Origin of the sequence: Acidovorax sp. SUPP2825, from assembly GCF_030158995.1 — a bacterium.
GTDB lineage: Bacteria > Pseudomonadota > Gammaproteobacteria > Burkholderiales > Burkholderiaceae_C > Paracidovorax.
This window is the reverse complement of the sequence record NZ_BQXK01000011.1, coordinates 86,727-112,807: the sequence shown is the minus strand read 5'-3', so window position 1 is coordinate 112,807 and position 26,081 is coordinate 86,727. Positions and strand designations below refer to the sequence as shown.

The window sequence follows — 26,081 nt, the reverse complement described above, 5'->3', positions numbered from 1 at the left end:
CCGGCGGTGTCAGGCCTCGGCCAATTCTTCGGCCCGTGCAGCCGTTGCGCTAAGGGTGGCGGCTTGTCCTTGCGCCTGCAGGGCATAGGCGGGCGCGAACTCCGTGGCCAGCAGGCTGAAGGACAGCAGATCATGGTGCCGTCCGCTCCAGAATCCTGCACTGCGCAGCAGCCCTTCCCGCTGGAACATCCAGCGCTGCAGCATGCGGATCGATGGCAGGTTGTCGGGATGCACCGTGGCGCTGATGCGCATCAGCTGGAGATGAAGGAAGCACCAGTTCAGCACCCTGCCGATCGCTTCGTTCATGAAGCCCCGGCCCTGGTAGGGCGCCGCCAGTTCATAGCCCAGCGCGGCGCTGAGCGTGGCGGCGTCGCATTGCGTGAAGTTGCATTGCCCGATCATGCCCGGCTCGTCCTTGCGCTCGATGGCCCAGCAGAACCCCGGGACGGGCCGCTGCGTCAACTGATCGGCCCAGTTCACGAAATCCATCGCACCCTCCAGGTCATGGATCGCGTTGTAGCCGGCCCACTGCCTCGACTCCGCATCCGCATCCGCATGCATGGCGAGCATGGTCGGCGCATCGGCCGCCACCATCTTGCGCAGCCTGAGCCGCGGTGTCTCCAATGTGGGAAAGAAGGTCATGCGCCATTCTTGAAAAGGCCGGCAGCGCAGGGCCGCCGGTTCCCGAAGCAGCCGACGGCGAACCGAAGCGGCACAGCGAGAGCGATCGGCTATCCTCGCGCCCCGTGCCGTCCTCTATTCCTTCCTTCATCTATCTTGCATCCCAAAGCCCGCGCCGCCGCCAACTGCTCGATCAGTTGGGGGTTCGCCATGAACTGCTGCTGCCCAATGCCGATGGCGATGTGGCCGAAGACGCAGAGGCCATCGAGGTGCCGCTGGCCAGCGAGCCGCCCGCCCGCTATGTGCAGCGCGTCACGGGGCTCAAGCTCGATGCGGCCGTAGCCCGCCGTGCCCGGCGCGGGTTGCCGGATGCGCCCATCCTTTGCTCGGACACCACGGTGGCCTGCGGCCGCACGATCTACGGCAAGCCCGAGGATGCCGCCGACGCGCGCCGCATGCTGGGCGAGTTGTCGGGGCGCACGCACCGCGTGCTCACTGCGGTGGCCTTGCAGCACGGCGAAACCCGGTCGCTCGCGCTGTCGGTCTCGAAAGTGACCTTTGCTACTCTCACGCCCGCCCAGATCGCGGCATATGTGGACAGCGGCGAGCCCATGGGCAAGGCCGGCGCGTATGGCATCCAGGGGCCCGCGGCGCAGTACGTGTCGCACCTGGCCGGCAGCTATACCGGCATCATGGGATTGCCCTTGTTCGAGACGGCGCAATTGCTGCGCTCGGCCGGCATGCTGCGCGACTGAATGGCGATGTGGGTTCGGTGAGCCCGCCATGCAGGCGGGTTTCAGGCATCATGGGTGGCCACTTTTTTCCGACCCCATGCAACAAGACATCCTGATCAACTGGTCCCCCCAAGAAACCCGCGTGGCGGTGGTCGAGCACGGCGCGGTGCAGGAACTGCACGTGGAACGCACCCTGGAGCGGGGCCTGGTGGGCAACGTGTATCTGGGCAAGGTCTCGCGCGTGCTGCCCGGCATGCAGTCGGCATTCATCGACATCGGCCTGGAGCGCGCGGCGTTCCTGCACGTGGCGGACGTGTGGCACCGGCAGGAAGGCGGCGAGGCACCCATGTTCGCGCGCAAGGGCGAGCCACCGGTGCCGATCGAGAAACAGGTGTTCGAAGGTCAGTCGCTCATGGTGCAGGTCATCAAGGACCCCATCGGCACCAAGGGCGCGCGCCTGTCCACGCAGATCAGCATTGCGGGACGGCTGCTGGTGTTTCTGCCCCAGGACGACCATGTGGGCGTGTCGCAGAAGATCCCCGCCGACGAGCGCGATGCCCTGCGTGGGCGGCTTCAGGCACTGGTGGGCGACAAGGCGTCGGGAGGCGGCGGCGGGTTCATCCTGCGCACCAATGGGGAAGACTCCACCGACGCCGAACTGGCCGAAGACATCGCCTACCTGCGCAAGACCTGGGCGCGCATCAAGGACGCCTCGCTGCGCCTGCCACCCATGTCGCTGCTGCACCAGGACCTGAGCCTGCTGCAGCGCGTGCTGCGCGATCTGGTGGGGGAGGAAACGGCCACCATCCGCATCGACTCGCGCGAACAGTTTTCCGCGCTGCAGGCCTTCGGCCACGAGTTCATGCCGGCTGCGGCGCCGAAGCTGCAGCTGTACAAGGGCGAGCGGCCCATCTTCGACCTGTATGGCATCGACGAGGAAATCGGCCGCGCCCTGGGCCGGCGCGTCGATCTGAAGTCGGGCGGCTACCTGATCGTGGACCAGACCGAAGCCCTGACCACCATCGATGTGAACACGGGCGGCTATGTGGGCGCCCGCAATTTCGACGACACCATTTTCAAGACCAACCTGGAGGCGGCGCAGGCCATCGCGCGACAACTGCGGCTGCGTAATCTGGGCGGCATCGTGATTGCGGACTTCATCGACATGGCGCGCGAAGACCATCAGCAGGCCGTGCTCGCGGAGTTCAAGAAGCAGCTTGCTCGCGACCGGGTTAAGACCATGGCCGGGGGCTTTTCGCAATTGGGCCTGGTCGAGATGACGCGCAAGCGCACCCGCGAATCCCTGGCCCACATGCTGTGCGAACCCTGCGAGCATTGCCAGGGCAAAGGCATTGTGAAGACCGCGCGCAGCGTGTGCTACGACATCCTGCGCGAAATCTTGCGCGAGGCGCGCCAGTTCAACCCGCGCGAGTTTCGTGTGGTCGCCTCGCCGCGCGTGGTGGAATTGTTCCTCGACGAGGAGAGCCAGCATCTGGCGGGGCTGTCGGACTTCATCGGAAAGCCCATCTCGTTGCAGGCGGAAACGGCGGTGGGGCAGGAGCAGTACGACATCGTGCTGCTCTGAGAAGCGGGCTTGCCGCCCCACCAGCCAACTTGCAATCCTTATCGGGGCGCGGTCAAGCGGCCCCTGGATCAGCCCCGGAAAACACAAGGAATCGATAGCGCCATGGTGGATGCCGACGCCATAATAAACAATCCATCTGGATGGTTTGTATGTATGTCTGAAGCCCATAAACGCCTGAAACAACCCGAGTGGGTGCGAAACCAGTTACTTGCCGTGGCGGCCGATCTGCTGGTGCAGGATGGCCCGGAAGCGGTCACTCTGGACGCCGTCGCGCACCGTGCCGGTGTGACCAAAGGCGGCTTGCAGCACCACTTTCGCACCAAGCAAGCGCTGCTGGATGCGCTGTGCGATCAGTTGTTCGATGCATTCGACGTGTTCTACGCCGCGGCATTCAAATCCGAGCCCGAAGCTCCAGGGCGGCATGCGCGGGCCTACCTAAAGACCTGTTTCCAAGGCGGCCAGACTGCCGAAGAGCGCGTCACGCAGCGTGCCATTGCCTTGCTGGCTCTGGCGTTGCCGGCCTGCCGCGAGCGCTGGAGCGCCAAGATGCGCGCCCTGCTGGCTGAGGACCGTGCCGACCCCGCCGCCGCGGACCGCTTGTTCCTGTGCCGCCTGGCGGCCGACGGCTTCTGGTTCGATCGGTTGCTGGATGTCTACGGCACGCCGCCAGACCGCAAAGATCGCCTTCTTTCCCTTCTGCTCGAACTCACCCAAGGAACCGCGCCATGATCGTGCATCCCAGCTATCTCATCTTGGGACTGGCCATCGCTTTGGAGGTGGTGGGCACCACCGCGCTCAAGGCGTCGGACGGATTCACTCGCCTGGTGCCCAGCCTGATCACCGGGGTGGCGTATGCCGCCTCGTTCTATGCACTCTCGCTGGCCTTGAAGACGATTCCGGTGGGGGTCGCCTATGCCATCTGGTCGGGCGTTGGCATTGTGCTGATTTCGGTGGTGGGCTGGGTGGTGTTTCGGCAGCGGCTCGATGCGCCGGCGATGGTCGGCCTGGGGCTGATCATCGCGGGGGTGCTGGTGGTCAATCTCTTTTCCAAGAGCACGGGGCATTGAATCGTGATGGCCCGTTCCGACATGGATTCCGCGCTTTTCAGCGACCAGGTTTTTTCGCGCGGTGCGCTGGTGGCGGCCCTCGCAGGGCCGCATGGCCCGCTGGCGTTCGAGCACTGCCGGTTCGACGGAGAAGACCTTTCCGGCCTGGACCTGGGCGGTGCCCGGTTCCTGGATTGCACCTTCGCCGAGACCCGCTTCGAGAAGGCGATGCTGGCGGATTCGCGCTGGCTCGATTGCAAGGCGCGGCAAGCGGATTTCAGCTTGGCCGATCTGTCCGGCGCCCGGCTGTGCAGCAGCGATTTCAACAACACGCGTTGGACCGGCACCAAGCTGGCGGGCGTGCTGTTCACCGAGGCCAAGCTGACAGGGGCGCATTTCAATCAGGCGACCACCTTGGGGCTGGAGTTTCACCAGTGCCGACTGGTGGGCGCGGACCTGCGCGGCCTTTCGTTCCGCAAGCGCAGCCTGGAGCAATTGGATCTGTCCGAAGCCGACCTGGCTGGATGCGATTTCCGCGACGCGGTCTTCGAAGGCGGCAGCCTGCGGGATGCGAACCTGAAGAATGCGCGCTTCGACGGCGCGGACCTGCGCTCGGTGGACCTGGGCGGCCTGACGGTGACCAATGTGGCCCAATCGTTCAAGGGTGCGATGCTGTCGATGGATCAGGCCGCTGCACTCATCGGTGGCCTGGGCGTCCGCGTGGGCTGAACGGGCGGGGCGGGCCATCAGCGCTTTTGGCAAGCCATCGAATGCGCGCCAGCCTCCTGGTCGCGCCTTGCCTGTGGAACTGGCTTGCCGACTGAATTCGCTGGTTTTCGCGCGGCAGGACATTCACGGACGGCGCATGCCACTCAACGCGGGCAGCCGCCACGGGGGCCGGTGCATGGCAGTGGACCCGGCTGAATGCCCCTGGCGTGGCGGTGGTGCAAAAAAGCCATGGGCCTTGCCGTGCCAGCGGCTGCCAGGAGCAGCAGCGCCACATAGACGCCAAGCGCATGTTCGAACGCCACGGTGTCGTTCCATGAACGTGCGATGCCGAGAAACGAGGCGTACAGCCACGAGATTGAAGACACGGTGGCAAACCCGGTCAGCAGCAGCACCCGGCCCAGAGGCCACTGCAGGAAGACCGTGCCCTGCTGCATGTGCGGAAATGCGAAATGGTGCATGAGCATTCCGTTCAGCGTCAACACGCACACGGTGAGCACCTTCATCCAGAGTTTCTCGTTGGCCAGATACCCGGGGTACTGTGCTTGGCCGACGTAGAGAAAGCCCAGCCCGGTCAACCACAGCACGCCCAACGCCACCGTCATCGTTCGCTTGGTATGGAGCAGGTTCTCCCACTGCTGCGCTGAAATCGGGCGGTGGACGGAGCGAAGAAATCGGAAGTCATACTCCAGCATCTTTCCCACGGCAACGGCCATGGCGAGCAGGTGAACGAAGACGAGCGCATTCTTGAGGAGCATGGCGTGACGCACGGGGCGCCTTGAGAGGTGTCGCAGCGTGAGTGCCCCAACGGTCCGTCTTTGGTTGCCTGCAGGTCCACAGAATTTGCAAAGGACACCTGACGGCTTCCATCAGCCCACTTGGGCGCGGCGTCCCATCGCGCCCCATGGCGCCTTTGCTGATGCCCTGTCGCACAGGGCCGGCTTTTCTCGACTGGCTGCGCGACGCGTTGGCGGGTCAACCAGAATGATCGCCCTTTGTGATCAGAGCTTGCGCAGCCGCTGCAGTGCCTGGCGCAGCGTGTCGTCCTGCTTCGCAAAGCAAAACCGCACCATGCGCTGGTCGAACCCGTCGCCATAGAAAGCCGACAGCGGGATCGCCGCCACGCCCACCTCGCGGGTCAGCCATTGGCAGAAGTCGGACTCGTTCAGATCGCTCACCGCCGAGATGTCCACGCACTGGAAGTAGCTTCCCGTGCTGGGCCGCAACCGAAGGCGCGAGCCTTCCAGCCCCTGGCGGAACAGGTCGCGCTTGGCCTGGTAGAAAGCGGGCAATTGCAGGTAGGGCGCCGGGTCCTGCAGATAGGCCGCCAAGCCGTGCTGCATCGGCGTGTTCACGGTGAACACGTTGAACTGGTGCACTTTGCGAAACTCCGCCGTCAGCGCGACCGGAGCCGCGACGGTGCCGACCTTCCAGCCGGTGACGTGGAAGGTCTTGCCGAAGCTCGACACGATGAACGCGCGTGCTGCCAGGCCGGGAAAGCGTGCCGCGCTCTCGTGCTGCGCGCCGTCGAACACCATGTGCTCGTACACCTCGTCGCTGATGAGCAGCACATCGGTGGGAGCGAGCAGTTCTTCCAGCGTGCGCATGTCCTCGGCCGTCCAGATGGTGGCGCTGGGGTTGTGCGGGCTGTTGATGATGAGCGCGCGCGTGCGCGGCGTGATGGCCGCGGCGATCTTGCCGAAATCGGGCCGGAAACTGCCCGGCGTGAGCGGCACCCGCACCACCGTGCCACCTGCCAGTTCCACGTTGGGGGCGTAGCTGTCGTAGCAGGGGTCAAGCACGATCACCTCGTCACCCGCATGCACCGTCACCAGGATGGCGGTCAGGATCGCCTGCGTGGCGCCAGCGGTGATGGTGATTTCCGTATTGGCGTCATACCGGCGGGCATGGAGCGCTTCTATCTTGGCAGCCACGGCTTCGCGCAGCGCAGGCACGCCTGCCATGGGCGGGTACTGGTTGTGCCCGGCGCGCATGGCGCGGTCCACGGCATCGATCAGTGACGGGTCGCAGTGGAAGTCCGGAAAGCCCTGGCCCAGGTTCACGGCGCCATGCTCGGCCGCCAGGGCCGACATCACCGTGAAGATGGTGGTGCCCACCTGGGGCAGTTTGCTGGGAAAGGCGGGCGTGCGCGGTGCGATGTCGGTGGAAGTCATGGCGCGAGGGGCTGGCTGGAAAGACGGTCTGGGAAAAGAGCGGGTTCGATGCGGAGCGAAAGCCACTCGGTATGCGGGCGGTGCGGGTTCAGAGTTCGTAATCGTTCACGTGGCCGGTCATGGCCCGGGCGATGAGTTCGCGGTTCAGGCGGTCGCTCAGCAACTCGGCGAACTTGTAGACGAAGTTGCGCAGGTAGGCGCCACGTTTGAACGCCACCCGCGCCACGCTCTGGCCGAAGAGGTGGCCCACGGGCCGCACCACCAGGTCGCCCAGTGGGTCGTCGCGCATCGCCATCTCGGCCACGATGCCGATGCCCAGGCCCAGGCGCACGTAGGTCTTGATCACGTCGGAGTCGATGGCCTCCAGCACGATGCGCGGCTGCAGCTTGCGGGCGGCGAACGCCTGGTCGATCTTGCCCCGGCCGGTGAACGACGGATGGTAGGTGATGAGGGCCTCGTGCGCGATGTCGTCCAGGCCCAGGCGCTCCTTTTGCGCCAGCGGGTGGGCGGTGGGCATCACCAGCACATGCTGCCATTCATAGCAGGGCAGGGTGACCAGATCGGGATAGTCGGCCAGCGACTCCGTGGCCATGCCGATCTCGGCCACCTCGTCGATCACCATGCGCGCCACCTCGTGCGGCGTGGCCTGGTGCAGGCTGATGTTCACCTTGGGGTACGCTTCACGCAGCTTGGCCACGGGCAGGGGCAGCACGTAGCGCGCCTGCGTGTGGGTGGTGGCGATGCTGAGGGTGCCGCTGTCCTGCGCACTGAACTGCTCGCCGATGCGCTTGAGGTTGCCGACCTCGCGCATGATCAACTCGATGCTCTTGAGCACGTGCTGGCCCGGCTCGGTGATGCGCTTGAGCCGCTTGCCGTGGCGTGCGAAGATGTCCACGCCCAATTCCTCTTCCAGCTCGATGATGGCCTTGGACACGCCGGGCTGCGAGGTGTGCAGCGCCTTGGCGGCTTCGGTCAGGTTGAGGTTGCGGCGCGCGGCTTCCTGAACGAAGCGGAATTGGTGCAGATTCATATCGTATCGCTGCTAAAGAAGGCGATCATTATGCTGCAGCTGTCTAAGGATCAAAACAGCGGCTGTCCAATTTTTGAAAGGGCCCGGGTCGCGTCCGGAAGGCTACCTTCCCGCCTGGATGTCCGCGTCAGGCCGAGCCGGCGATCTCCGCCATCAATGCGGTCATGCGCGGGTCCTCACCGATGGCGCCCTGGACTTCGAAGTGCACGTCGGGGTGCGTGGCGCGCAGGGTCTGTACCAAGAGCGGAAGGTCCTCGCGGGCGTGCTTGCCCGTGCCCAGGAACATCGGCACCACCGTCACATGCCGGGCACCTTCGTCCACCAGCGACTGCACGGCCTCCGCGAGGTCGGGCGTGGTCAATTCGAGATAGGCGCAGCGCACCCGCAGTTCGGGGCGATGCTGCTGCAGGTGGGCCTGGACGGCCTCCATGGGGGCGCGCCACAGCGGGTCGCGCGAACCATGGGCGAACAGCACGACGCCTCGGGGTGGATTAGCAGTCAACGCGTGCGCTCCTTGGGTCACCGGCGCAGCACCAGCCAGCCGAAGGCGGCCAGCGAAAGCACCGAATAGATCAATCCCGGCGCCGCCGCAGTGAGCCAGGGCGACCAGTTCTGCAGGTTGCCCGCGTAGCCGAAGACGTTGTTCAGCAGGAAGAAGCTGATGCCAGCCATCACCCCGCCGAACACGTAGCCCGCGATGCCGCCGGAGCGGAAATGCAGGTAGGCGAAGGGCAGCGACAGCACCACCATCACCAGGCAGCTGAGCGGGTAGAACACCTTGCGCCAGAACTCGATCTCATAGCGCTGCGCCGACTGGCCGTTGGCCTCCAGATGGCGGATGTACTGGAACAGGTCGATGGTGGCCATGCGGTCGGGCTTGAGCAGCGCCGCGGACACCATGTCGGCGCTGATGCGCGTGGGCCAGCGCAGTTCGGCCTCCTGCAGGCGCTCGACTCGTGCCTCCGCCTCACCGCTGCGATGGAACACGCTGCGCTTGACCTGTTTCAGCTCCCATTGGTCGCTGCCGACCGTGCCGCTGGCGGCCTGCAGGGTGGAGGCCACCCGGCCATCCGCATCGAACTCGAACACGCGGATGTTGAGCATGCCGCCATCGGGGCTGAGCGCACGCACGTTCACCGCCATCGAATGGGTGCCCTGACGCTCCTTGAGCCAGGCGCCCGTCGCGCCGGTGGTCAGTTGCCCCAAGTGCCGCGCCTTGACCAGCTGCGCCGCGCGGTCGGTCATGGGGGCGATGTAATCGCCGACAGCGAAGGTCAGCATGACGAACCCCAGGCCCAGCACCAGCAGCGTGCGCAGCGCGCGCCAGGGCCCCAGGCCGCTGGTGCGCATGATGGTGAACTCCGAGCTTTGCGCCAGCCGCGCCATCACGAAGATCGTGCCGATCAGCACCGTGATCGGCAGCAGCTCGTAGAGATGGCTGGGAATGCTGAGCGCGACGAACAGCATGGCATGGGACAGCTGGTAGCCGTCCGGCCCCGTGCGGCCCACCCAGCGCAGTTCATCGACCATGTCGAAGAAGAAGAACAGCGCGAGAAAGCCCAGCGTGACGAAAGCCACGGCCGACAGGGCTTCGCGGTAGATCAGGCGGCGGATGGTTTTCATGCGCGGCCTCCGCGGCGCCACAGCATGCTGGGCGACCAGCGATGGTGGCGTGCCGTCAGCAGCGCCAGGCCCAGGGCCAGCGTGCCGCCGTGCAGCAGCAGCATGAACGGCACCACGCCGAGCCGTCCGGAACTGATCCAGCTTTGTCCCAGGGTCATGAGGTTGTAGTAGACGACAAAGGCGAACAGCGCCAGCACCAGGCTGCTGCTGCGGCCGGCGCGGGGGTTCACGCTGGCGAGCGCTAGCCCCATCACCACGAAATTGAGGGCGGCCACCGCCAGGCCGAAACGCCAGCCCAGTTCAGCGCGGAAGGCCGGCTCGGCCGAGGCCAGCAGGGCAGGGGTGGAGATGGTCTTGACGGCCTGCTCATCCTGCGCGCCCGGCGGTGCCGATCCGATGCGCGTGCCGTATTCGATGAACTCGCTCACCTTGAGCCCGGGTTTGTCCACGGTGGTCTCCAGGCGCTGGCCGTCGCTCAGCAGCACCATGCGCTCGCCGTTGCGCGTCTCCAGCCGGGCGCTGCGGGCGGATGTCACGGTCTCGCGGCCGCGCTCGGTCGAGGCGATGAAAACGTTGCTGGCCTGTTCGTTGTCCGGGCTTTCGCGGTCGATGAAGAACACGCGGCTGCCATTGGCGGACTCCTGGAATTCACCGGGCGCGATGCGGTCCACGTCCCCGCGCTGTTCGTACTGCACCTTGAGGGCCTGGATCTGCTGATTGGCCCAGGGCCAGATTACCAGCGCCAGGGTCGCGATGACCAGCATCACGGGCCAGGCAAAGCGCAGCAGCGGGGTGAGCAGGTTGATGAGCCCGCGGCCGCTGGCGAACCAGATCACCATCTCGCTGTCGCGGTACATGCGCGAGAGCGTTCCGACCACGGCCACGAACAGGCTCAGGCTCAGGATGGTGGGCAACTGCCCGAGCACGGTGAAGCCCATGACGAGCATCACGTCGGAGGGATTGACGCTGCCGCGCGAGGCCTGGCCGAGCGTGCGGATCAGCATCATGGTCATGACCACGGTGACCAGCACCACCAGGGTCGCGCCGAAGCTGCGCGCCAGCTCCTTGCGAATGGATGAATCGAATAACATTGGCTCGAAGGAAAACACCGATTATGAACTTCGATCTGAAGACCCTGAGCCTTGACGGCGCCGCCGCCGAGAAATGCGACCTGCTGGCCATCGTGGTGCCCGACGGCGCAAAACCCGCCGGCGGTGCGTTGCCCAGCCTGATCGCCCATGCCCTCAAGAACGGCGACTTCGACACCAAGGCCGGCAAGAGCCTGCAGCTTTACCAGATGCCCGCCGTGGCTGCACGCCGCGTGGTGCTGCTGGGCGGTGGCGACGGCTCCGCGCGCGCCACGCGCCAGGCCATCCTGGCTGCGGCCTCTTTGCTCAAATCCCCCCAGGTCAAGCGCGCTGCGGTGTGCTTTGCCGCGCCACCCGCCAGCGGGGCCGTCTGCGCCGCCGTGCAGGCGCTGGCCGAAGCCACCTACATCTACACCGCCACCAAATCCAAGACCGAGCCCCGCGTTCTGTCGCGCGTGGTGGTCGGCGTGGCGGACGTCGCTGCGGCCAAGTCCGAGTTCGCGCGTGGCACGGCCCTGGTGTCGGGTATCGAATACGCCCGTGAATGGGCCAACCGCCCGGCCAACCATGCCACGCCCACGCTGCTGGCCGGCGCCGCGAAGGCCCTGGCCAAGTTCCCGTCCATCCAATGCAAGGTCATGGGTCCCGCAGAAGCCGCCAAGCTGGGCATGGGTGCCTTCCTGGCGGTGGCGCGCGGCTCGGAAGAGCCGCTGCGCTTCATCGAGCTGCGCTATGACGGCGGCGCCCGCGGGCAGGCGCCCACGGTGCTGATCGGCAAGGGCATCACCTTCGACACGGGCGGCATCTCGATCAAGCCCGCGGCCGAGATGGACGAGATGAAGTTCGACATGGGTGGCGCCGCCAGCGTGCTGGGCGTGTTCCGCGCACTGGCCGAGCTCAAGCCCTCCATCAACGTGGTGGGCCTCATTCCCGCGTGCGAGAACATGCCCGATGGCCGTGCGGTCAAGCCCGGCGACGTGGTCACCAGCATGAGCGGCCAGACCATCGAAGTGTTGAATACCGACGCCGAAGGCCGGCTGGTGCTGTGCGATGCCATCACCTACGCGGCGCGCTTCAAGCCGGCGGCGATGGTGGACATCGCCACCCTGACCGGCGCCTGCGTGGTCGCGTTGGGCGGCCTGCGCAGCGGCCTGTTCGCCACCGACGACGCGCTCGCGCAAAGCCTCCAGACGGCTGGCGATGCAGCGCTCGACCCCTGCTGGCGCATGCCGCTGGACGACGAATACGGCGACGGGCTCAAGAGCAACTTCGCCGACATGGGGAACGTGGCGGGGCGGGCTGGCGGCGCCATCACGGCAGCCAAGTTCCTGCAGCGTTTCGTGGGCGACACGCCCTGGGCGCACCTGGACATCGCCGGCACGGCCTGGAAGGGCGGTGCCGCCAAGGGCGCCACGGGCCGGCCGGTCGGCCTGCTGGTGCAATACCTGCTTGATGCGGCCGCGCAACCCCTCGCCAAGGCGCCTGCCCGCAAGCCGGCGGCCAAGGCCGCGCGCGCGCCGCGCGTGGCGGCCCGCTGATCGCACCGACCGGTTGGCCATGACGGAAATCGCCTTCCACTTCAATGCGCCGGACAAGCTGGCCTATGCCTGCCGCTTCGCGCGCAAGGTGCTGCGCAGCGATGCCCGGCTGGTCATCACGGGGCCGGAGTCCGCGCTCGACGGCCTGGATCGCGCGCTCTGGGCGATGGCCCCGCAGGATTTCGTTGCCCACTGCAACGAGCGCGACGGCGAAGACCTGCGCGAGGCCTCGCCCGTGCTGCTGGCGCAGGACCTGCGCCTGGCGACCCACCATGAGGTGCTGCTGAACCTGGGCGGTGCGGTGCCGCCAGGTTTCGAGCGGTTCGGCAAGCTGGTGGAAGTGGTGAGCGCGCACGACGAGGCCGACCGCAGCGGTGCGCGCGACCGGTGGCGCCACTATGCGTCGCGCGGCTACCAGATCGTGCGGCACGACCTCGTACTGAAAGGCGCGTGATGTCTTCCCCACCCAAGGCGCCCCCCAGATTTGTGCCCACGCTCACCGATGTGGTGCAGCTTTCGGACGGCGTACCCGGCGTGGGGCAGCCGGGCCCCGCGATGCCCGGTTCTCCAGCCTCCGCAGCGCCTGCGGTTTCGCCGTCGTTCCCGAAGCCCCCGGTGGTCGCCGGGTTGCCGCCCCGGCCGGTGCTGTCCCCTGTCGTGGCGCCGTCCATGGCGCGGTCCGTGGTGCCGCCCGCTGCGCCGGTAGCGCCCCGCGCCCCGGTGCCTTCGCCCATGGACTTCGGGCGGTCGGCGGAAGGCCTCAAGGACATCGAAGAGGTGGTGATCCACCGTGTCATGCAGCGGGTGGACGTGGTGCTGGATCAGCGGCTGCGCGAGGCGATCGCCACCGTCGTCCTGGAGCAGACGCGCTCCATCGTGCCCCGGTTGCGCGAAGAGGTGGAGTCGGTGGTGCGCCATGCGGTGTACGAAGCCGTGGCCGAAGAGTTGGCCGGGCACGCCGGAACGCCCCCCGTTTGACCTCTGCTGCAGGTGCGTTGGGTCAGTGACAGGGTATTCCCCTGTGGTTTCTGCCGCATGTCATCGTGTTCCCTAGTGATCTGGCCCATAAATTGCGATATGTTTCCGGCGTTGAGACACAACAATACTTCTCAGCGCTCACCCCTTAATGGAGATTCATATGCAACTGAAGTTGAAACTGACCGTGGTTGCCGCTATCGCGGCTTTTGCCGGCGCGGCCTCTGCACAAGAGCAGGTGGTCAAGATCGGTCACGTGGGACCGGTCTCCGGCCCACAAGCTCACTACGGCAAGGACAACGAAAACGGCGCCCGCATGGCAGTTGAAGAACTGAATGCACAAGGCGTCACGATTGGCGGCAAGAAGATCAAGTTCGAACTGCAGGCGGAAGACGACGCTGCAGATCCGAAGCAAGGCACCGCCGCCGCACAGAAGCTGTGCGATGCGAAGGTTGCTGGCGTGGTGGGCCATCTGAATTCCGGCACGACCATCCCTGCCTCCAAGGTGTACAACGACTGCGGCATTCCGCACGTCACCGGCGCCGCCACCAACCCCAACCTGACCAAGCCAGGCTACAAGACGACCTTCCGCATCATCGCCAACGACAACGCTCTGGGCGCTGGCCTGGCGTTCTATGCGGCCGACACGCTGAAGCTCAAGACCGTGGCCATCGTCGATGACCGCACGGCCTACGGCCAAGGCGTTGCCGACGTGTTCAAGAAGACGGCAGCGGCCAAGGGCATGAAGGTGGTGGACGAGCAGTTCACGACCGACAAGGCCACCGACTTCATGGCCATCCTGACGGCCATCAAGTCCAAGAACCCCGATGCGGTGTTCTACGGCGGCATGGACCCCCAAGCCGGCCCGATGTTGCGCCAGATGGAACAGCTGGGCATGGGCAACGTGAAGTACTTCGGTGGCGACGGCATCTGTACCGCTGAAGTGGCCAAGCTGGCCGCCGGCGCCAAGACGCTGAACAACGTGGTCTGCGCCGAAGGCGGCGCTTCGCTGGCCAAGATGCCTGGCGGCACCGCATGGCGCGCCAAGTACGACGCCAAGTACCCCAACCAGTTCCAGGTGTACAGCCCCTACACCTACGACGCCACCATGCTGCTGGTCGATGCCATGAAGCGTGCCAACTCGTGGGATCCCAAGGTCTACATCCCTGAACTGCAAAAGTCCAACTACAAGGGCGTGACGGCCAACATCGCCTTCGAGCCCAATGGCGAACTGAAGAACCCCGCCATCACCCTGTACGTGTACAAGGACGGCAAGAAGACGCCTCTGAACTGAGCGCGCAGCGGCACCGCCGGTTGAAAGACCGGTGGTCCACGCCAAGCAAAAGGCCTCCGGTTCGGAGGCCTTTTTTCATGGTGCGGCCGAAACGGGTCGCGCTCGATTCCGGTGTGGCCGGGGGATGGGCGCTTCAGCGCCGGACCTGCAGCGCGCCCGGGTTCACGATGTTGGTGGGCGTGCCCCGGATGTAGTTGACGACGTTGTCGAACGCGGCCCCGAAGTACAGCTCATAGCTGTCCTGCTCCACGTAGCCGATGTGCGGCGTGCAGATGCAGTTCTCCAGCCGCAGCAGGGCATGGCCCTGCAGGATCGGCTCGCTCTCGAACACGTCCACGGCGGCCATGCCGGGACGGCCGCGGTTCAGGGCGGCGATCAGGGCATCGGCCTCGATCAGTTCGGCGCGCGAGGTGTTCACCAGCAGCGCGGTGGGCTTCATGCACGACAGGTCTTCCAGCCGGATGATTCCGCGCGTCTCGTCGTTCAGGCGCAGGTGCAGCGAGATCACGTCGCATTGGGCGAAGAACTCCTCGCGCGTGGTCGCCACCTGCAGCCCGTCGCTCAGGGCCTGGGCGCGCGAGGCCTCGCGGCCCCACACCCGCACGTTCATGCCGAAGGCCCGGCCGTAGCCGGCGACGATCTGCCCGATGCGCCCATAGCCCCAAAGACCCAGCGTCTTGCCCCGCAGCACGGTGCCGACGCCGAAGTTGGGCGGCATCGACGCTGCGCGCAGGCCCGACTGCTGCCAGGCGCCATGCTTGAGGTTGGAGATGTACTGGGGCAGGCGGCGCATCGCGGCCATGATGAGCGCCCAGGTCAGTTCAGCCGGTGCCACCGGCGATCCCACGCCTTCGGCCACCGCGATGCCGCGCTCGGTGCAGGCCGTCACGTCCACGTGCGGGCCGATCTTGCCGGTCTGCGCGATGAGTTTGAGGCGCGGCAGCTTTTCGACCAGCTGGCGCGAGATGTGGGTGCGTTCGCGCACCAGCACGATGATGTCCGCGTCCTTCAGGCGCACCGAAAGCTGGCCCAGCCCCTTGACGGTGTTGGTGTACACCTTGGCGTTGTAGGGGTCCAGGCGTGCGGCGCAATGCAGCTTGCGCACTGCGTCCTGGTAGTCGTCGAGAATGACAATGTTCATGTTGTCCGTAAAAACCCGCAAGCTGCGGGGCAGGGCCTGTGGGAGGACCCTGCCGCAGAAATCGAAAGAATCGTGCCGCGCGGCCTGCCGGGCCCGGGCGGTGCCGGCGGGGCAGGGCGCTTGGCCCAGCCGCACATTGTCGTTGATGCGCGCGGCCGCGTCGCCGCGCAAGCCCGCTCAAAGCGCCGGTGCGGGACACGCGGTTACAAAAGTCTCCGTCCTGGCACCATTGCCGCACCTCGGCGGGCCATGGGCAGACCGGGTCGCCCACGCGACCGGCCGTAGGGGGCATCCCCGATGCCGGGCCCGGGGCAGGTCACTAGGCTGCAAGCGAAAGGAACCGAATCGCCCATGCCTGCCCACCACGCCTTCTGGCCCCGACGCCTGCCGCACGCGCTCACGCCGCCCGCCACCTCCCTCTGGGACAACCTGGCGATCAGCGCCCGCCGCTACCCGGACAAGCCGGCGCTGGTGTTCTTCGGGCGCACGCTGACCTACCGCGCGCTCGCCGACGGCGCCGAACGGATGGCCGCGCACCTGCATGCCCTGGGCGTGCGTCAGGGCGACCGGGTGTTGCTGTGCATGCAGAACTGTCCGCAACTGGTGCTGGCGCACTTCGCCATCCTGCGGGCCAACGCGGTCGTCGTGCCGGTCAACCCGATGAACCGGGCGCAGGAACTCACCCACTACATCACCGACCCCGACGCGCGCTTGGCCATCACCACGGCCGACCTGGCCCCCGAGCTGGTGCAGGCCAGCGATGCGCTGGCGCCGGGCACCGGACTGGCCCATCTGGTGGTGGCGCAGTTCACCGATGCGTTCTCCCCCGAGGAGGCCGGCGCCGACGCGATTCCGCCGGCCTGGCGCGACTGGCTCTGCACCCGCCACCCGCTGCCGGCCCTGGCCGGCGGCCAGGTGCATGCCTGGACGGATGCGCTGGCCAGCACGGCGCCCGCCCCGGATCTCACGGTCGGGCCCGAAGATCTGGCCGTGCTGCCCTACACCAGCGGCACCACCGGCCTGCCCAAGGGCTGCATGCACCCGCACCGCAGCCTGATGCACAACGCCGTGGCCAGCAGCCTGTGGGGCACGGCCACGCCCGAGAGCGTGACGCTGGCCGTCGTGCCCATGTTCCACATCACCGGCATGGTCAGCGTCATGCATTCCTGCATCTACGTGGGGGCCACCCTGGTGCTCATGCCGCGCTGGGACCGGGACCTGGCCGGCCGGCTCATCTCCCGCTACCGCGTGAGCAACTGGACCAACATTCCCACGATGGTGATCGACCTCATGGGCAGCCCGAGCTTCGGCCAGTACGACCTGTCCAGCCTGGTGTACATCGGCGGCGGCGGGGCGGCCATGCCGCAGGCGGTGGCGCAGCGGTTGTTCGAGCAGTACGGCCTGCGCTACACCGAGGGCTACGGCCTCACCGAGACCGCCGCGCCGTCGCACACCAACCCGCCGGACCATCCCAAGCAGCAGTGCCTGGGCATTCCGTTCATCAGCACCGATGCCCGCATCATCGACCCCGACACTCTGCAGGAGCTGCCCGCCGGCGAGCAGGGCGAGATCGTGATCCACGGCCCGGGCGTTTTCAGCGGCTACTGGAAGCTGCCCGGGCCCACGGCCTCGGCCTTCATCGATCTGGACGGCAAGCGGTTCTTCCGCTCGGGCGACCTGGGGCGGGTGGACGACGAAGGGTATTTCTTCCTGACCGACCGGCTCAAGCGGATGATCAACGCCAGCGGCTTCAAGGTCTGGCCGGCCGAGGTGGAGGCGCTCATGTTCCGCCACCCGGCCATTCAGGAGGCCTGCATCATCGCCGCGCGCGACAGCTACCGCGGCGAAACGGTCAAGGCCGTGGTGGTGCTGCGCCAGGAGCACCGCGGGCAGGTGACCGGCGAGGACGTCATCGCCTGGTGCCGCGACCACATGGCCGTGTACAAGGTGCCGCGCGTGGTGCAACTGGTGGACGCGCTGCCCAAGAGCGGCAGCGGCAAGGTCATGTGGCGGGCCTTGCAGGAGGCCGAGCTGGCCAGCCCTGCCGCTGCCTGATGGGCAGCGCCGCGCCGCTCACTGCGCCGCGTGCGCGGCAATGAGTTCCGCCAGGTCCCGCTCCAGCAGGGCGGGGTCGCCCAGTTGCAGCTCGATCACGCGGCGCAGGTGGGTCACGCTGTCCAGGTCCATCGTGCGGCACTGCAGGCCGGCATGCGGGCCTTCGATGTGCACGATGTCGCCGGTCATGGCGATGTGGTCGTTGTCGGCCGACAAGGCGATCACTAACTGGCACGGCGCGCCGGCTGGCAGTTGGGCGGCCGCGGGCTCCGCACCCAGGGCGAGCAGCGCGCCTTGCAGCGACAGGTCCAGCACCTGCACGTCGAACGTGCCCAGGCCGGTGGTGAGCAGCGCGGGTGCATCGAAAGCCACACGGACGTAGTGGCGGCGTTCATGGGGCATGGCGGATTCCTGGAATGGCGAAGGCCCCGCCATGCTACTGCACGGTTGTGATGCCGCCAGCGGATGGCTGGCACTTTTGCAGCAGGTTCCAGGGGCAGGCCGGGTTAAGCTTGGCCGCCTATGGCGCACATCACCTTCTCCCCTCCGTACCTGCCACCGGACCAAGTGGCAAGCCATCTGCGCAGCGCCGGCTATGCCGTGCTGCGGCCTGCCGACACCGCGGCGTGGATCGGTTGCCCGCTGGGCGAGCTCCAGGCGCTGCACGCCGACTGGAGCGGCCTGCCGCCCGATGAGTTCCTGAAGGACGGCGGGCGGTACCGCCGCCGCCGCCACGCGAGCTTCGTCGCCGATGGCGACAGCGTGCAGGCGGTGCCCCACCGCGCGCACTGGCAGCCGGTGGAATACAACGCGCTGCATGGCGGCATGCAGCGGATGTTCGCGCCGATGCTGGACACCACCGTGGCGCGCCCGGCGTGGCGGCAATTGATCGCCGCGCTGGCCCGCGTGTCGCAGCAGGCCCTGGCCGCGCAGCCCGAGCGCTGGTTCGTCGAGGCGCACCAGTTCCGCATCGACACCACAGACGGCATCGGCCGGCCCACGCCGGAGGGCGCGCACCGCGACGGCGTGGACCTGGTGGCGGTTTTCCTCGTCGGCCGCGAGCGGGTCAAGGGCGGCGAGACGCGTATATTCGAAGCGTCCGGGCCCAGCGGGCAGCGCTTCACGCTCAGCGAGCCCTGGTCGCTGATGCTGCTGGACGATGCGCGCATGATCCACGAGACCACGCCCATCCAGCCGATGGCCGACGGTGGGTTCCGCGACACGCTGGTCGTGACCTGCCGGCGCGGGGGCTTCCAGGACGCGCCGGCTTGAGGCCCATGACTTGATGCGGATCAACGGCCGGCCAACCGGCCGCCGCGACACTGGGGCCTGAGGCGGGCACGGATCGCGCAGGCGATCCCCCCGGCCCAGGCCCTGCCTGATCCATCAACCGAAGGAGAAGTAACCATGTTCAAGCACATCCTGATTCCCGTGGACGGCTCGCCCACCTCCATGACCGCCGTGTCCAAGGCCGCCGGCCTGGCCAAGGCGTTCGGTGCGGCCGTGACCGCCGTGTACGTGGTGGACCCGTACCCGTTCACGGGCGTGGGCGCGGACTTTGCCTATGGCCAGTCGCAGTACCTGAGCGCTGCCACGGCCGAGGCCAACGTGGCGCTGGACGGCGTCAAGAAGGCCATGCAGGAAGCCGGCGTTCCGGTGACGGCGGTGGTGGGCGAGGGCCATGCGGTGCACGACGGCATCCTGCGCGCTCTGGAGACCAGCCAGGCCGACCTGATCGTGATGGGCTCGCATGGCCGCCGCGGCCTGGAAAAGCTGGTGCTGGGCAGCGTGACGCAGCGCGTGCTGGGCGCGGTGCACGTGCCCGTGCTGGTGGTGCGCGACTGATCGCCAGTCGATGCCATGGGTGCCGGCGTTGACCCGGCCCTCAAAGCAAAACGGCTCCCTCGGGAGCCGTTTTGCATGGGGCGCGTTGCCCGCAGGCAGCAGGAGCGTACAAGGCCCCGTGCCGTGCCTACTCGATCTTCGCGCCGGAGGCTTCCACGATGCCCTTCCACTTCGCGTAGTCGGTCTTGAGCAGCGTGGAGAACTGCGCGGCCGACAGCGACTCGGGCTCGGCGCCCTGCGCCTGGATGGCGGCCTGCATCTCCGGCGAGGCCAGCAGCTTGTTGACCTCGGTGTTCACCGTGGTCACCACGTTGGCGGGCGTGCCGGCCGGCGCGAAGATGCCGTACCACGAACTCACGTCGAAGCCCTTGTAGCCCGACTCGGCCACGGTGGGCACGTCCGGCAGCGACGAGCTGCGCTTGGCCGAGGTGACGGCCAGCGGGCGCAGCTTGCCCGACTTGATCTGGCCCATCGCCGAGGGCACGGAGGACACCAGCAGGTCCACGTTGCCCGCCAGCGCGTCCATCAGCGCGGGGTTGGAGCCCTTGTACGGAATGTGGCTCAGCTTGATGCCTGCGGCCTTCTCGAACAGGTCGCCGGCCAGGTGGATGGTGGTGCCGTTGCCGGGCGAGCCGTAGGTGATCTTGCCGGGTTCGGCGCGGGCGGCGGCCACTACGTCGGCCAGGGTCTTGAAGCGGGAGTTGGCGCCGGTGGCGATGATCACCGGCGTGTAGGCCACGTGGGCCACGGCGATCAGGTCCTTGGTCGGGTCCCAGGGCAGGTTCTTGTACAGCCAGGGCGCGACGACCAGGTTGTCCTTCTGGCCCACCACCAGGTCGTAGCCGGTGGGGGCGGCCTTCACGGCCTCGGTGATGCCGATGGTGCCGCCGGCGCCCGCACGGTTGTCGGGCACCACGGTCCACTTGGTCACCTCGGTCAGCTTGGTGGCCACCAGGCGCGAGAGGATGTCGGTGCCGCCGCCGGGCGGGAATGGCACGATCAGGCGCACCGGTTTGGTGGGGTAGGTGGCGGCGGGCGGGGCCGTCTGCGCCTGGGCGGTGGCGCCCAGCGCCAGGGCGAGCGCGGTGAAGGAAAGCAGGCTGCGGATCATCGGTCGTGTCTCCATTTTTTGCGGGGGAAGTTCAAGCCAGTCGATGCAAGGCAAAAATGGCCTTCAGCGCAATATTATCTAGGGCATATTGCTATTGAAAGCATAGCGTTTGCACGGGGGTGGCCCTCAGGCGTCGCGCACGTCGGCCACGGGCGTTTGGCCGAAGTCGGCACGCTCCAGCCAGGCCAGCACGCGCGCTGCCGCATCGGCGGGCGAGGTGAGCTGGCCGCCCGCCTTGAGGTTGGCGAAGCTCTGAACGTCGGGGAAGTCGGTGGCGCTCGCATCGCGCAGGTGGGCCTGCATGTCGGTGTCGATCACGCCGGGCGCGAGCGAGCACACCTTGGCGCCGTTCGGCTTGGCGGCCTCGTCCAGCGCCAGGCAGCGGGTGAAGTGGTCCATGCCCGCCTTGGCGGCGCAATAGGCGGCCTGCGAGGCCATCGCGCGGCGCCCCAGGCCCGAGGAGATGTTCAGCACCTTGCGCGGCACCGGCCAGTTCTCGGTGGCGCCCAGGAAGGCGCCGCTCAGCTGCATCGGGGCCTCCAGCCCGACGCGCAGCGCGTGCGCCAGGTCGGCCGGGTCGCTGCCCGAGAGCGGTGCGATGCGCGGCACCACGCCGGCGTTGTTGATGAGGGTGGCGCTGGCGTACTCGCCCGCCGGCACGTTGGCCAGCCAGGTGCGCAGGCGGGCCGCGGCGTGCAGGCCCTGGGACAGGTCCTGTTCCCACTGCTCGAGCGTGGCGCCGGCCTGGGCGGCTTCGGCGGCCAGTTCGGGATGGGCGTTGCGTGAGAGGGTGAGCAGCGCGTGGCCGGGCTGCAGCAACTGGCGGGCCATCGCCAGGCCCATGCCGCGCGAGGCGCCGGTCAAGATCGTGAGGTGTTTTGGCATCCGGCGATGGTACTGCGTGGCCCACGGTCGTGGCCGACGGGGGCTTCGGGGGTGCGCCGGTTTCCGCGGCCCAGCATGCTATTAAAAATATAGCAATATGCCCTAGTGTTGATTGTGCTGGTGGCCCAAAACACTAAAAAGGCGTGGGGCACGAAAACGCCATGGGCTGCCCGGTGCGCGGATGCGTGAACGCCACCTGGCGCGCATGCAGCAGCAGGCGCGGCGAGCGGGCCTGCACCGCCACGGGCGCGTACAGCGCATCGCCCAGGATCGGGTGGCCGATGGCCGCCAGGTGCACGCGCAACTGGTGGGTGCGGCCGGTCACGGGCTGCAGTTCGACGCGGGTGGTGTGGGCGGCGTCGTCGTGGGCGATCACGCGCCAGTGGGTCAGGCTCGGCTTGCCCTGTGCGGCGTCGATCACGCGCAGCGGGCGGCGCTCCCAGTCGGCGGCGATCGGCAGGTCGATGGCCTGCCAGCCGCCGCCGGTCCCATCGGCGGCGGGCGGTGCGGGCGCGGGGCCCTGCACCACGGCCTCGTAGCGCTTGTCCACCTGCCGTGCGGCGAAGGCGTCGCCCAGCGTGCGCTGGGCCGTCGCATGCCGCGCCATCAGCACGATGCCGGAGGTCGCCTGGTCCAGCCGGTGCACCACCAGGGCGTCCGGCCAGTGCTGCAGCGCACGGGCGCTCAGGCAGTCCTGCTTGTCGGGGCCGCGCCCCGGCACGCACAGCAGGCCCGAGGGCTTGGCCAGCACCAGCAGGTCGTCGTCGGCGTACAGGCAATCGGGCGGCGGTGCGGCTTCCCCGGCGCCTGGCGCCGCCTCAATGGCGTCCGCCATCGGCCGGGTCATCGGGGCCCTTGGCCGTGCCATGCACCAACTGGTGCACGGTGGCGCAAAGCTCTTCCACGTCGTTGGGCTTGTGGATGAGGGCGCTCGCGCCTTCGGCCAGGGCCGATTGTTCGATCTCCGCGGTGACGTGGCCCGAGGCCAGGGCCACCGGCAGGTCAGGGCGGATGCGCTTGGCCTCGCGCACCAGGTCCACGCCGCAGTAGCCGGGCATGTTGTAGTCGGTCACCAGCAGGTCGTAGTTGCGCGGGTCGGCGCGCAGGGCCTCGGTGGCTTCGTGCGGATCGGTGAACCCGGTCACCTGGTAGCCGCGGCGGCGCAGCAGGCGCCGCACGAGGAAGACCAGCGCCTCGTCGTCGTCCACGTACATCACGTGGCGCATGCGCTCGTCGGCGCTCTGCACGGGCGGCGGGGCGGCGGGCTGGGGGGGTGCGCTCGGCGCCGAATCCGGCGCCACGGGGAAGTACAGCGTGAAGCGGCTGCCTTCGCCGGGAGCGCTGTGCACGTCCACCGCGCCCCCGTGCGTGCGCATCACGCCGTGCACCACGGCCAGGCCCAGGCCGGTGCCCTGGCCCACGGGCTTGGTGGTGAAGAAGGGCTCGAAGATGCGCTGCTGCGTGGCCGCGTCGATGCCCGGGCCGTTGTCCACCACGGTGAGCGCCACGTACTCGCCCAGGGGCAGGCCCAGGCGCTCGCACAGCCGCAGGTCGGGCTCCAGGGCCGAGGCCTCCATGCTGACGATGCCGCGCGCCTCGCCGATCGCATGGATGGCGTTGGTGCACAGGTTGAGCAGCGCCTGCTCGACCTGGGTGGCGTCGGCCAGCACGGGCGGCAGCCCCGCATCCAGGCGCATGCGCAACTCGATGGCGGGCGGCAGGGTCACGCGCAGCAGCCGCTCGGTGTCGTGCATGGCGTCGTGCACGCTCACGGCGGTGCGCTGCGGCGGCTCGTTGCGGCTGAAGGTGAGGATCTGGCGCACCAGGTCGCGCGCGCGCCGGCCGGCCTTGTCGATCTCGCGCAGGCTCTCCAGCACGGGCGAGGCGGCATCGCAGTCGGCCTTGGCCAGCTCGACGTTGCCCAGGATGGCGCTCAGGATGTTGTTGAAGTCGTGCGCGATGCCGCCGGCCATGGTGCCCACGGCCTGCATCTTGTGCGACTCGCGCAGCTGCGCTTCCAGCTCGCTGCGGTGGGCCTCGGCCTTCTTGCGGCCGGTGAGGTCGCGCGCGAAGACGGTGGTGGTCTCGCCCTCGGCATGGCGCTCGAACGACATGCTCACCTCCACCGCCAGCTCCTTGCCGCTGGCGGTGCAGGCCACCATCTCGCCCAGCACGGCCTGCGTGGTGAGCTGCGCGAACGCCAGCGCCTGCGCCGCATCGGGCAGGAAGCGGTCGAGCCGGCTGCCCATGGCGTCGGCCGTGGCGCACTGGAACAGCGCCGCGGCCGTGGGGTTGAAGACGGTGATGCGCTGGTGCTGGTCCACGCACAGGATGGCATCGAGGGCGGAGTTGATCACCGCCTCCAGCCGCCGCTCGCTGGCGTGCAACTGGGCGTTGCGCTCCTGCAGGGCCTGGGCGCTTTGCTGCAGCGCCTGGCGCTCGGTGAGCAGCGGTCCCTGGTCGATCACGGCGCACAGGAATTGCAGCACCGGCGGGCCGCTTTCCTGGGGCGCCTCGATGCGGGCGATGTGCAGGTCGCCGGTGATGGTGCCGCCCGAGCCCACGGGAAACACCACCTCGGTCGCCTCGCTGTGGCCGAGTTCGCGCGCCTGCGCGAAGGCCTCGCGCACGCGTTCGGCATCGGCCGCGCTCACGAACGGCATGAGCGAGGTGACGGGGCGGTCGGCCTCGGTGGGCTGAAAGGAGCGGTGCGCCATGGAATTGGCCTGCACCACGATATCGTGCTCGTCGAGCACCATGAGCGACAGCGGCACGCTGGCGAACAGCGTCTCGAAGCGCTCCGAGGCGCTTTCCGCCGCGGCCTGGCTGTAGCGCAGCACCTTGTTCTGCACCTCCAGCTCGGCCTGGTAGGCGCGCAATTCGCCGATCAGCGCGGCCACGGGGCCCTCGGCACGGCTCGTGGGCGCGCGGCGCTCGGGCGGAATGGGCGCGGGCGGGTTCTCCGAACCCGGGGGCAGGAGCAGGGAAAGATCAGGACGGCTCATGGGCGAGGCAGCGACGGCAGGCAGAGCGGCAGCGGCGCCAGCGCCGCACGGAAGGGGCTCAGTGTACGCCCGCCCCTGGGTGCCGGCCAGCCGGTGGCCTGCTGCAGGAAGTGCCTTTCACGCGGCGGCGCGGCGCAGCCCTTTCCGGCCATCGGCAGCGTTCACCGGGCCGGTGGCCGCCACGCCGCGGTTCAGCGCGGCACGGTGCCCGGCGCGTCGTTCACCTGCCGCAACGGCGTGAGCAGGAAGGCCAGCGCTGCCACCGCCACCAGCGCGCCGCCGCAGGCCGCGAACAGCTGGGCCAGCGTGATGCCCTTCATGACCCAGCCCGTGACGGCGGCGGAGATCGGCGCCAGCCCCATGAAGATGAACATGAACAGCGCCATCGCCCGGCCGATGAGTGCCGGCGGCACCCGCTGCTGGATCCACGTGAAGATGCGCACCTGCATGAAGCCGCCCAGCAGGCCGATGGCCAGCATGAGCGCAACCCCTTGCCAGAGGGCGCCGATCACGCCCATGGGCATGAACAGCAGGCCGATGGTGGCGTCGAATGCCAGCAGCGTCATCCCCAGGCTGCCCCAGCGCAGGCGCGGCAGCATGCCCGAGGCCACCATGCCCGCGAGCGTGCCGGCACCGTGGGCACCCACCAGCGTGCCGAACGCGGCGGCGCCCAGGTGGGGCAGGCTGCTCGCCAGCACCGGCATGGCGATGTGCAGCGGACCCATGATGAGGATGGCCACGGCGCTCCAGTAGAGAAAGCAGGTGCGCAATTCGCGGTCGCGCCAGAAATGCGCCAGCCCCTGCGCCACCGAAGCCAGCACCGCCGGTGAAGCCTTGTCCGGCGCGGCGGGTGGGGTGGAGGCGGTGGAGCCCTCGGTGTGGCCGGAGGGAGCCGGCACCGCAGCCAGCAGCCGCACCTTCGACAGGGTCCAGGCCGACACGCCGAAGCTGAGCGCATCGAGCCCGAAGGCAATGCCGATGCCCGTCGCGTTGGCCATGGCGCCGGTGCCCGTGCCGTGGGTGCGACTGCCATCGCCGAACAGGGCGATCAGCAGCCCGGCCAGCAGCGGCCCCAGGAACATCGTGAGTTGGCGAATGCCCATGCTGATGCCGTTGGCCGCCTGCAACTGCGTGCGCGGCACCACGTGCGGCAGCATGGCCGTGCCGGCCGGGATGCTGAAGGCGGTGGCCAGGCCGATGGCCAGCGACAGGGCATAGACCATCCACAGCGTGAGCGCACCCGCCAGCACCAGCCCGCTGAGCAGGCCCAGCAAGGCCAGGTTGGCGTATTTGGTGCGCATCAGCACCTGCTTGGGCGAGTGCCGGTCCACCAGGGCGCCGCCGATCAGGATGAACAGCGCGCGCGGCACGCTCATGAGGGCCAGCACCGTTCCGAGCACCAGGGTGTCGCCGGTCATCTGCAGCACGAGCCAGGGCAGGGCGATGAGTGTGAACTGGTCGCCCAGAAGAGTGAGGGCCGTGCCGCTGACCATCCAGCGGAAGTTGGAGTCCTGCAGCAATGCGGCGCGCGGGTGTTGGGGCAAAGGGGTCATGGGTCGGTCCGTTGGCTGCGCAGGGGCAGCGATGGGGGCCGACTGTGAAGCC

At 68.0% G+C, this 26,081-nt stretch carries 26 protein-coding genes; 12 read left to right on the top strand and 14 right to left on the bottom strand.

Annotated elements, in window-relative coordinates; genetic code table 11:
- Positions 1–9: 9 nt before the first annotated feature.
- Positions 10–642, bottom strand: coding sequence for a GNAT family N-acetyltransferase (locus tag AVAK2825_RS15285; RefSeq protein ID WP_284400349.1), 633 nt, complete (start codon positions 640–642; stop codon positions 10–12).
- A 116-nt stretch (positions 643–758) separates the two neighbouring features.
- Here AVAK2825_RS15285 and AVAK2825_RS15280 point away from each other — a divergent pair, with 116 nt between their 5' ends.
- The 5 genes from AVAK2825_RS15280 to AVAK2825_RS15260 all read left to right on the top strand — a co-directional run bounded on the left by AVAK2825_RS15280 (position 759) and on the right by AVAK2825_RS15260 (position 4,715).
- Entirely contained in the window at positions 759–1,376 is a 618-nt protein-coding gene (locus AVAK2825_RS15280; RefSeq protein WP_284400500.1) for a Maf family protein, read from the top strand.
- A gap of 76 nt (positions 1,377–1,452) precedes the next feature.
- Entirely contained in the window at positions 1,453–2,940 is a 1,488-nt protein-coding gene (gene rng, locus AVAK2825_RS15275) for a ribonuclease G (RefSeq protein WP_284400347.1), read from the top strand.
- A gap of 102 nt (positions 2,941–3,042) precedes the next feature.
- Complete coding sequence (locus tag AVAK2825_RS15270; RefSeq protein WP_284400345.1) at positions 3,043–3,669, top strand: TetR/AcrR family transcriptional regulator; 627 nt, start codon at positions 3,043–3,045, stop codon at positions 3,667–3,669.
- Positions 3,666–4,007, top strand: coding sequence for an SMR family transporter (locus AVAK2825_RS15265; RefSeq protein WP_284400343.1), 342 nt, complete (start codon positions 3,666–3,668; stop codon positions 4,005–4,007). The genes AVAK2825_RS15270 and AVAK2825_RS15265 overlap by 4 nt, the downstream gene beginning before the upstream one ends.
- Positions 4,008–4,028: 21 nt before the next feature.
- A complete protein-coding gene (locus tag AVAK2825_RS15260) occupies positions 4,029–4,715 on the top strand; it encodes a pentapeptide repeat-containing protein (protein ID WP_284400340.1) in 687 nt (228 codons plus the stop codon).
- A gap of 143 nt (positions 4,716–4,858) precedes the next feature.
- Here the strand turns inward: AVAK2825_RS15260 and AVAK2825_RS15255 are convergent, their stop codons facing one another.
- From AVAK2825_RS15255 to lptF, 6 genes are all read right to left on the bottom strand, one after another.
- Positions 4,859–5,470, bottom strand: coding sequence for a hypothetical protein (locus AVAK2825_RS15255; RefSeq protein ID WP_284400338.1), 612 nt, complete (start codon positions 5,468–5,470; stop codon positions 4,859–4,861).
- Between the two features lie 243 nt (positions 5,471–5,713).
- Entirely contained in the window at positions 5,714–6,886 is a 1,173-nt protein-coding gene (locus AVAK2825_RS15250; RefSeq protein WP_284400336.1) for a pyridoxal phosphate-dependent aminotransferase, read from the bottom strand.
- 88 nt (positions 6,887–6,974) lie between these two features.
- Positions 6,975–7,916, bottom strand: coding sequence for a CysB family HTH-type transcriptional regulator (locus AVAK2825_RS15245; RefSeq protein ID WP_092743937.1), 942 nt, complete (start codon positions 7,914–7,916; stop codon positions 6,975–6,977).
- 127 nt (positions 7,917–8,043) lie between these two features.
- The gene (locus tag AVAK2825_RS15240) at positions 8,044–8,418 is read right to left on the bottom strand and encodes a sirohydrochlorin chelatase (protein WP_284400334.1); all 375 of its coding nucleotides are present in this window, start codon (positions 8,416–8,418) and stop codon (positions 8,044–8,046) included.
- Between the two features lie 17 nt (positions 8,419–8,435).
- Positions 8,436–9,539, bottom strand: a complete 1,104-nt coding sequence (gene lptG, locus AVAK2825_RS15235) for an LPS export ABC transporter permease LptG (protein WP_272563755.1) — start codon at positions 9,537–9,539, stop codon at positions 8,436–8,438.
- Positions 9,536–10,630, bottom strand: a complete 1,095-nt coding sequence (lptF, locus tag AVAK2825_RS15230; RefSeq protein ID WP_272563754.1) for an LPS export ABC transporter permease LptF — start codon at positions 10,628–10,630, stop codon at positions 9,536–9,538. The genes lptG and lptF overlap by 4 nt, the downstream gene beginning before the upstream one ends.
- A 23-nt stretch (positions 10,631–10,653) precedes the next feature.
- On the opposite strand from lptF, the gene AVAK2825_RS15225 reads away from it, so the two are divergent.
- From AVAK2825_RS15225 to AVAK2825_RS15210, 4 genes are all read left to right on the top strand, one after another.
- Positions 10,654–12,165 carry a leucyl aminopeptidase gene (locus AVAK2825_RS15225; protein ID WP_284400330.1) on the top strand — a complete coding sequence of 504 codons (1,512 nt, stop codon included), beginning with the start codon at positions 10,654–10,656 and terminating at the stop codon, positions 12,163–12,165.
- 19 nt (positions 12,166–12,184) lie between these two features.
- The gene (locus tag AVAK2825_RS15220; RefSeq protein WP_284400327.1) at positions 12,185–12,619 is read left to right on the top strand and encodes a DNA polymerase III subunit chi; all 435 of its coding nucleotides are present in this window, start codon (positions 12,185–12,187) and stop codon (positions 12,617–12,619) included.
- Positions 12,619–13,143: a hypothetical protein gene (locus AVAK2825_RS15215; RefSeq protein WP_284400325.1), complete on the top strand. Its 525-nt coding sequence runs from the start codon at positions 12,619–12,621 to the stop codon at positions 13,141–13,143. Before AVAK2825_RS15220 ends, AVAK2825_RS15215 begins: the two co-directional genes overlap by 1 nt.
- Positions 13,144–13,303: 160 nt before the next feature.
- Positions 13,304–14,434, top strand: a complete 1,131-nt coding sequence (locus tag AVAK2825_RS15210) for a branched-chain amino acid ABC transporter substrate-binding protein (protein ID WP_272563750.1) — start codon at positions 13,304–13,306, stop codon at positions 14,432–14,434.
- Between the two features lie 133 nt (positions 14,435–14,567).
- Here the strand turns inward: AVAK2825_RS15210 and AVAK2825_RS15205 are convergent, their stop codons facing one another.
- Positions 14,568–15,575: a D-2-hydroxyacid dehydrogenase family protein gene (locus AVAK2825_RS15205; protein ID WP_272563749.1), complete on the bottom strand. Its 1,008-nt coding sequence runs from the start codon at positions 15,573–15,575 to the stop codon at positions 14,568–14,570.
- A 351-nt stretch (positions 15,576–15,926) separates the two neighbouring features.
- On the opposite strand from AVAK2825_RS15205, the gene AVAK2825_RS15200 reads away from it, so the two are divergent.
- Positions 15,927–17,630 (top strand): long-chain fatty acid--CoA ligase, encoded by a 1,704-nt coding sequence (locus AVAK2825_RS15200; protein WP_284400321.1) that lies wholly within the window; start codon positions 15,927–15,929, stop codon positions 17,628–17,630.
- A gap of 18 nt (positions 17,631–17,648) precedes the next feature.
- Here the strand turns inward: AVAK2825_RS15200 and AVAK2825_RS15195 are convergent, their stop codons facing one another.
- Entirely contained in the window at positions 17,649–18,032 is a 384-nt protein-coding gene (locus AVAK2825_RS15195) for a PilZ domain-containing protein (protein ID WP_284400318.1), read from the bottom strand.
- Positions 18,033–18,152: 120 nt separating this feature from the next.
- Between AVAK2825_RS15195 and AVAK2825_RS15190 the strand changes: the two genes are divergently transcribed.
- Both AVAK2825_RS15190 and AVAK2825_RS15185 read left to right on the top strand, forming a co-directional pair.
- Positions 18,153–18,902 carry a 2OG-Fe dioxygenase family protein gene (locus AVAK2825_RS15190; RefSeq protein ID WP_284400315.1) on the top strand — a complete coding sequence of 250 codons (750 nt, stop codon included), beginning with the start codon at positions 18,153–18,155 and terminating at the stop codon, positions 18,900–18,902.
- Between the two features lie 135 nt (positions 18,903–19,037).
- Positions 19,038–19,475: a universal stress protein gene (locus tag AVAK2825_RS15185; protein ID WP_272552433.1), complete on the top strand. Its 438-nt coding sequence runs from the start codon at positions 19,038–19,040 to the stop codon at positions 19,473–19,475.
- Positions 19,476–19,602: 127 nt separating this feature from the next.
- On the opposite strand, the gene AVAK2825_RS15180 is transcribed toward AVAK2825_RS15185, so the two are convergent.
- The 5 genes from AVAK2825_RS15180 to AVAK2825_RS15160 all read right to left on the bottom strand — a co-directional run bounded on the left by AVAK2825_RS15180 (position 19,603) and on the right by AVAK2825_RS15160 (position 26,029).
- Positions 19,603–20,586 (bottom strand): Bug family tripartite tricarboxylate transporter substrate binding protein, encoded by a 984-nt coding sequence (locus tag AVAK2825_RS15180; RefSeq protein WP_284400311.1) that lies wholly within the window; start codon positions 20,584–20,586, stop codon positions 19,603–19,605.
- A 126-nt stretch (positions 20,587–20,712) separates the two neighbouring features.
- Positions 20,713–21,471, bottom strand: a complete 759-nt coding sequence (locus AVAK2825_RS15175) for an SDR family NAD(P)-dependent oxidoreductase (RefSeq protein WP_284400308.1) — start codon at positions 21,469–21,471, stop codon at positions 20,713–20,715.
- A gap of 133 nt (positions 21,472–21,604) precedes the next feature.
- A complete protein-coding gene (locus AVAK2825_RS15170) occupies positions 21,605–22,306 on the bottom strand; it encodes an RluA family pseudouridine synthase (protein ID WP_284400305.1) in 702 nt (233 codons plus the stop codon).
- Complete coding sequence (locus tag AVAK2825_RS15165) at positions 22,290–24,476, bottom strand: PAS domain-containing hybrid sensor histidine kinase/response regulator (RefSeq protein WP_284400302.1); 2,187 nt, start codon at positions 24,474–24,476, stop codon at positions 22,290–22,292. The genes AVAK2825_RS15170 and AVAK2825_RS15165 overlap by 17 nt, the downstream gene beginning before the upstream one ends.
- A 191-nt stretch (positions 24,477–24,667) precedes the next feature.
- On the bottom strand, positions 24,668–26,029 hold the full coding sequence (locus tag AVAK2825_RS15160) for an MFS transporter (RefSeq protein WP_284400299.1): 1,362 nt from the start codon (positions 26,027–26,029) through the stop codon (positions 24,668–24,670).
- Positions 26,030–26,081: the final 52 nt, after the last annotated feature.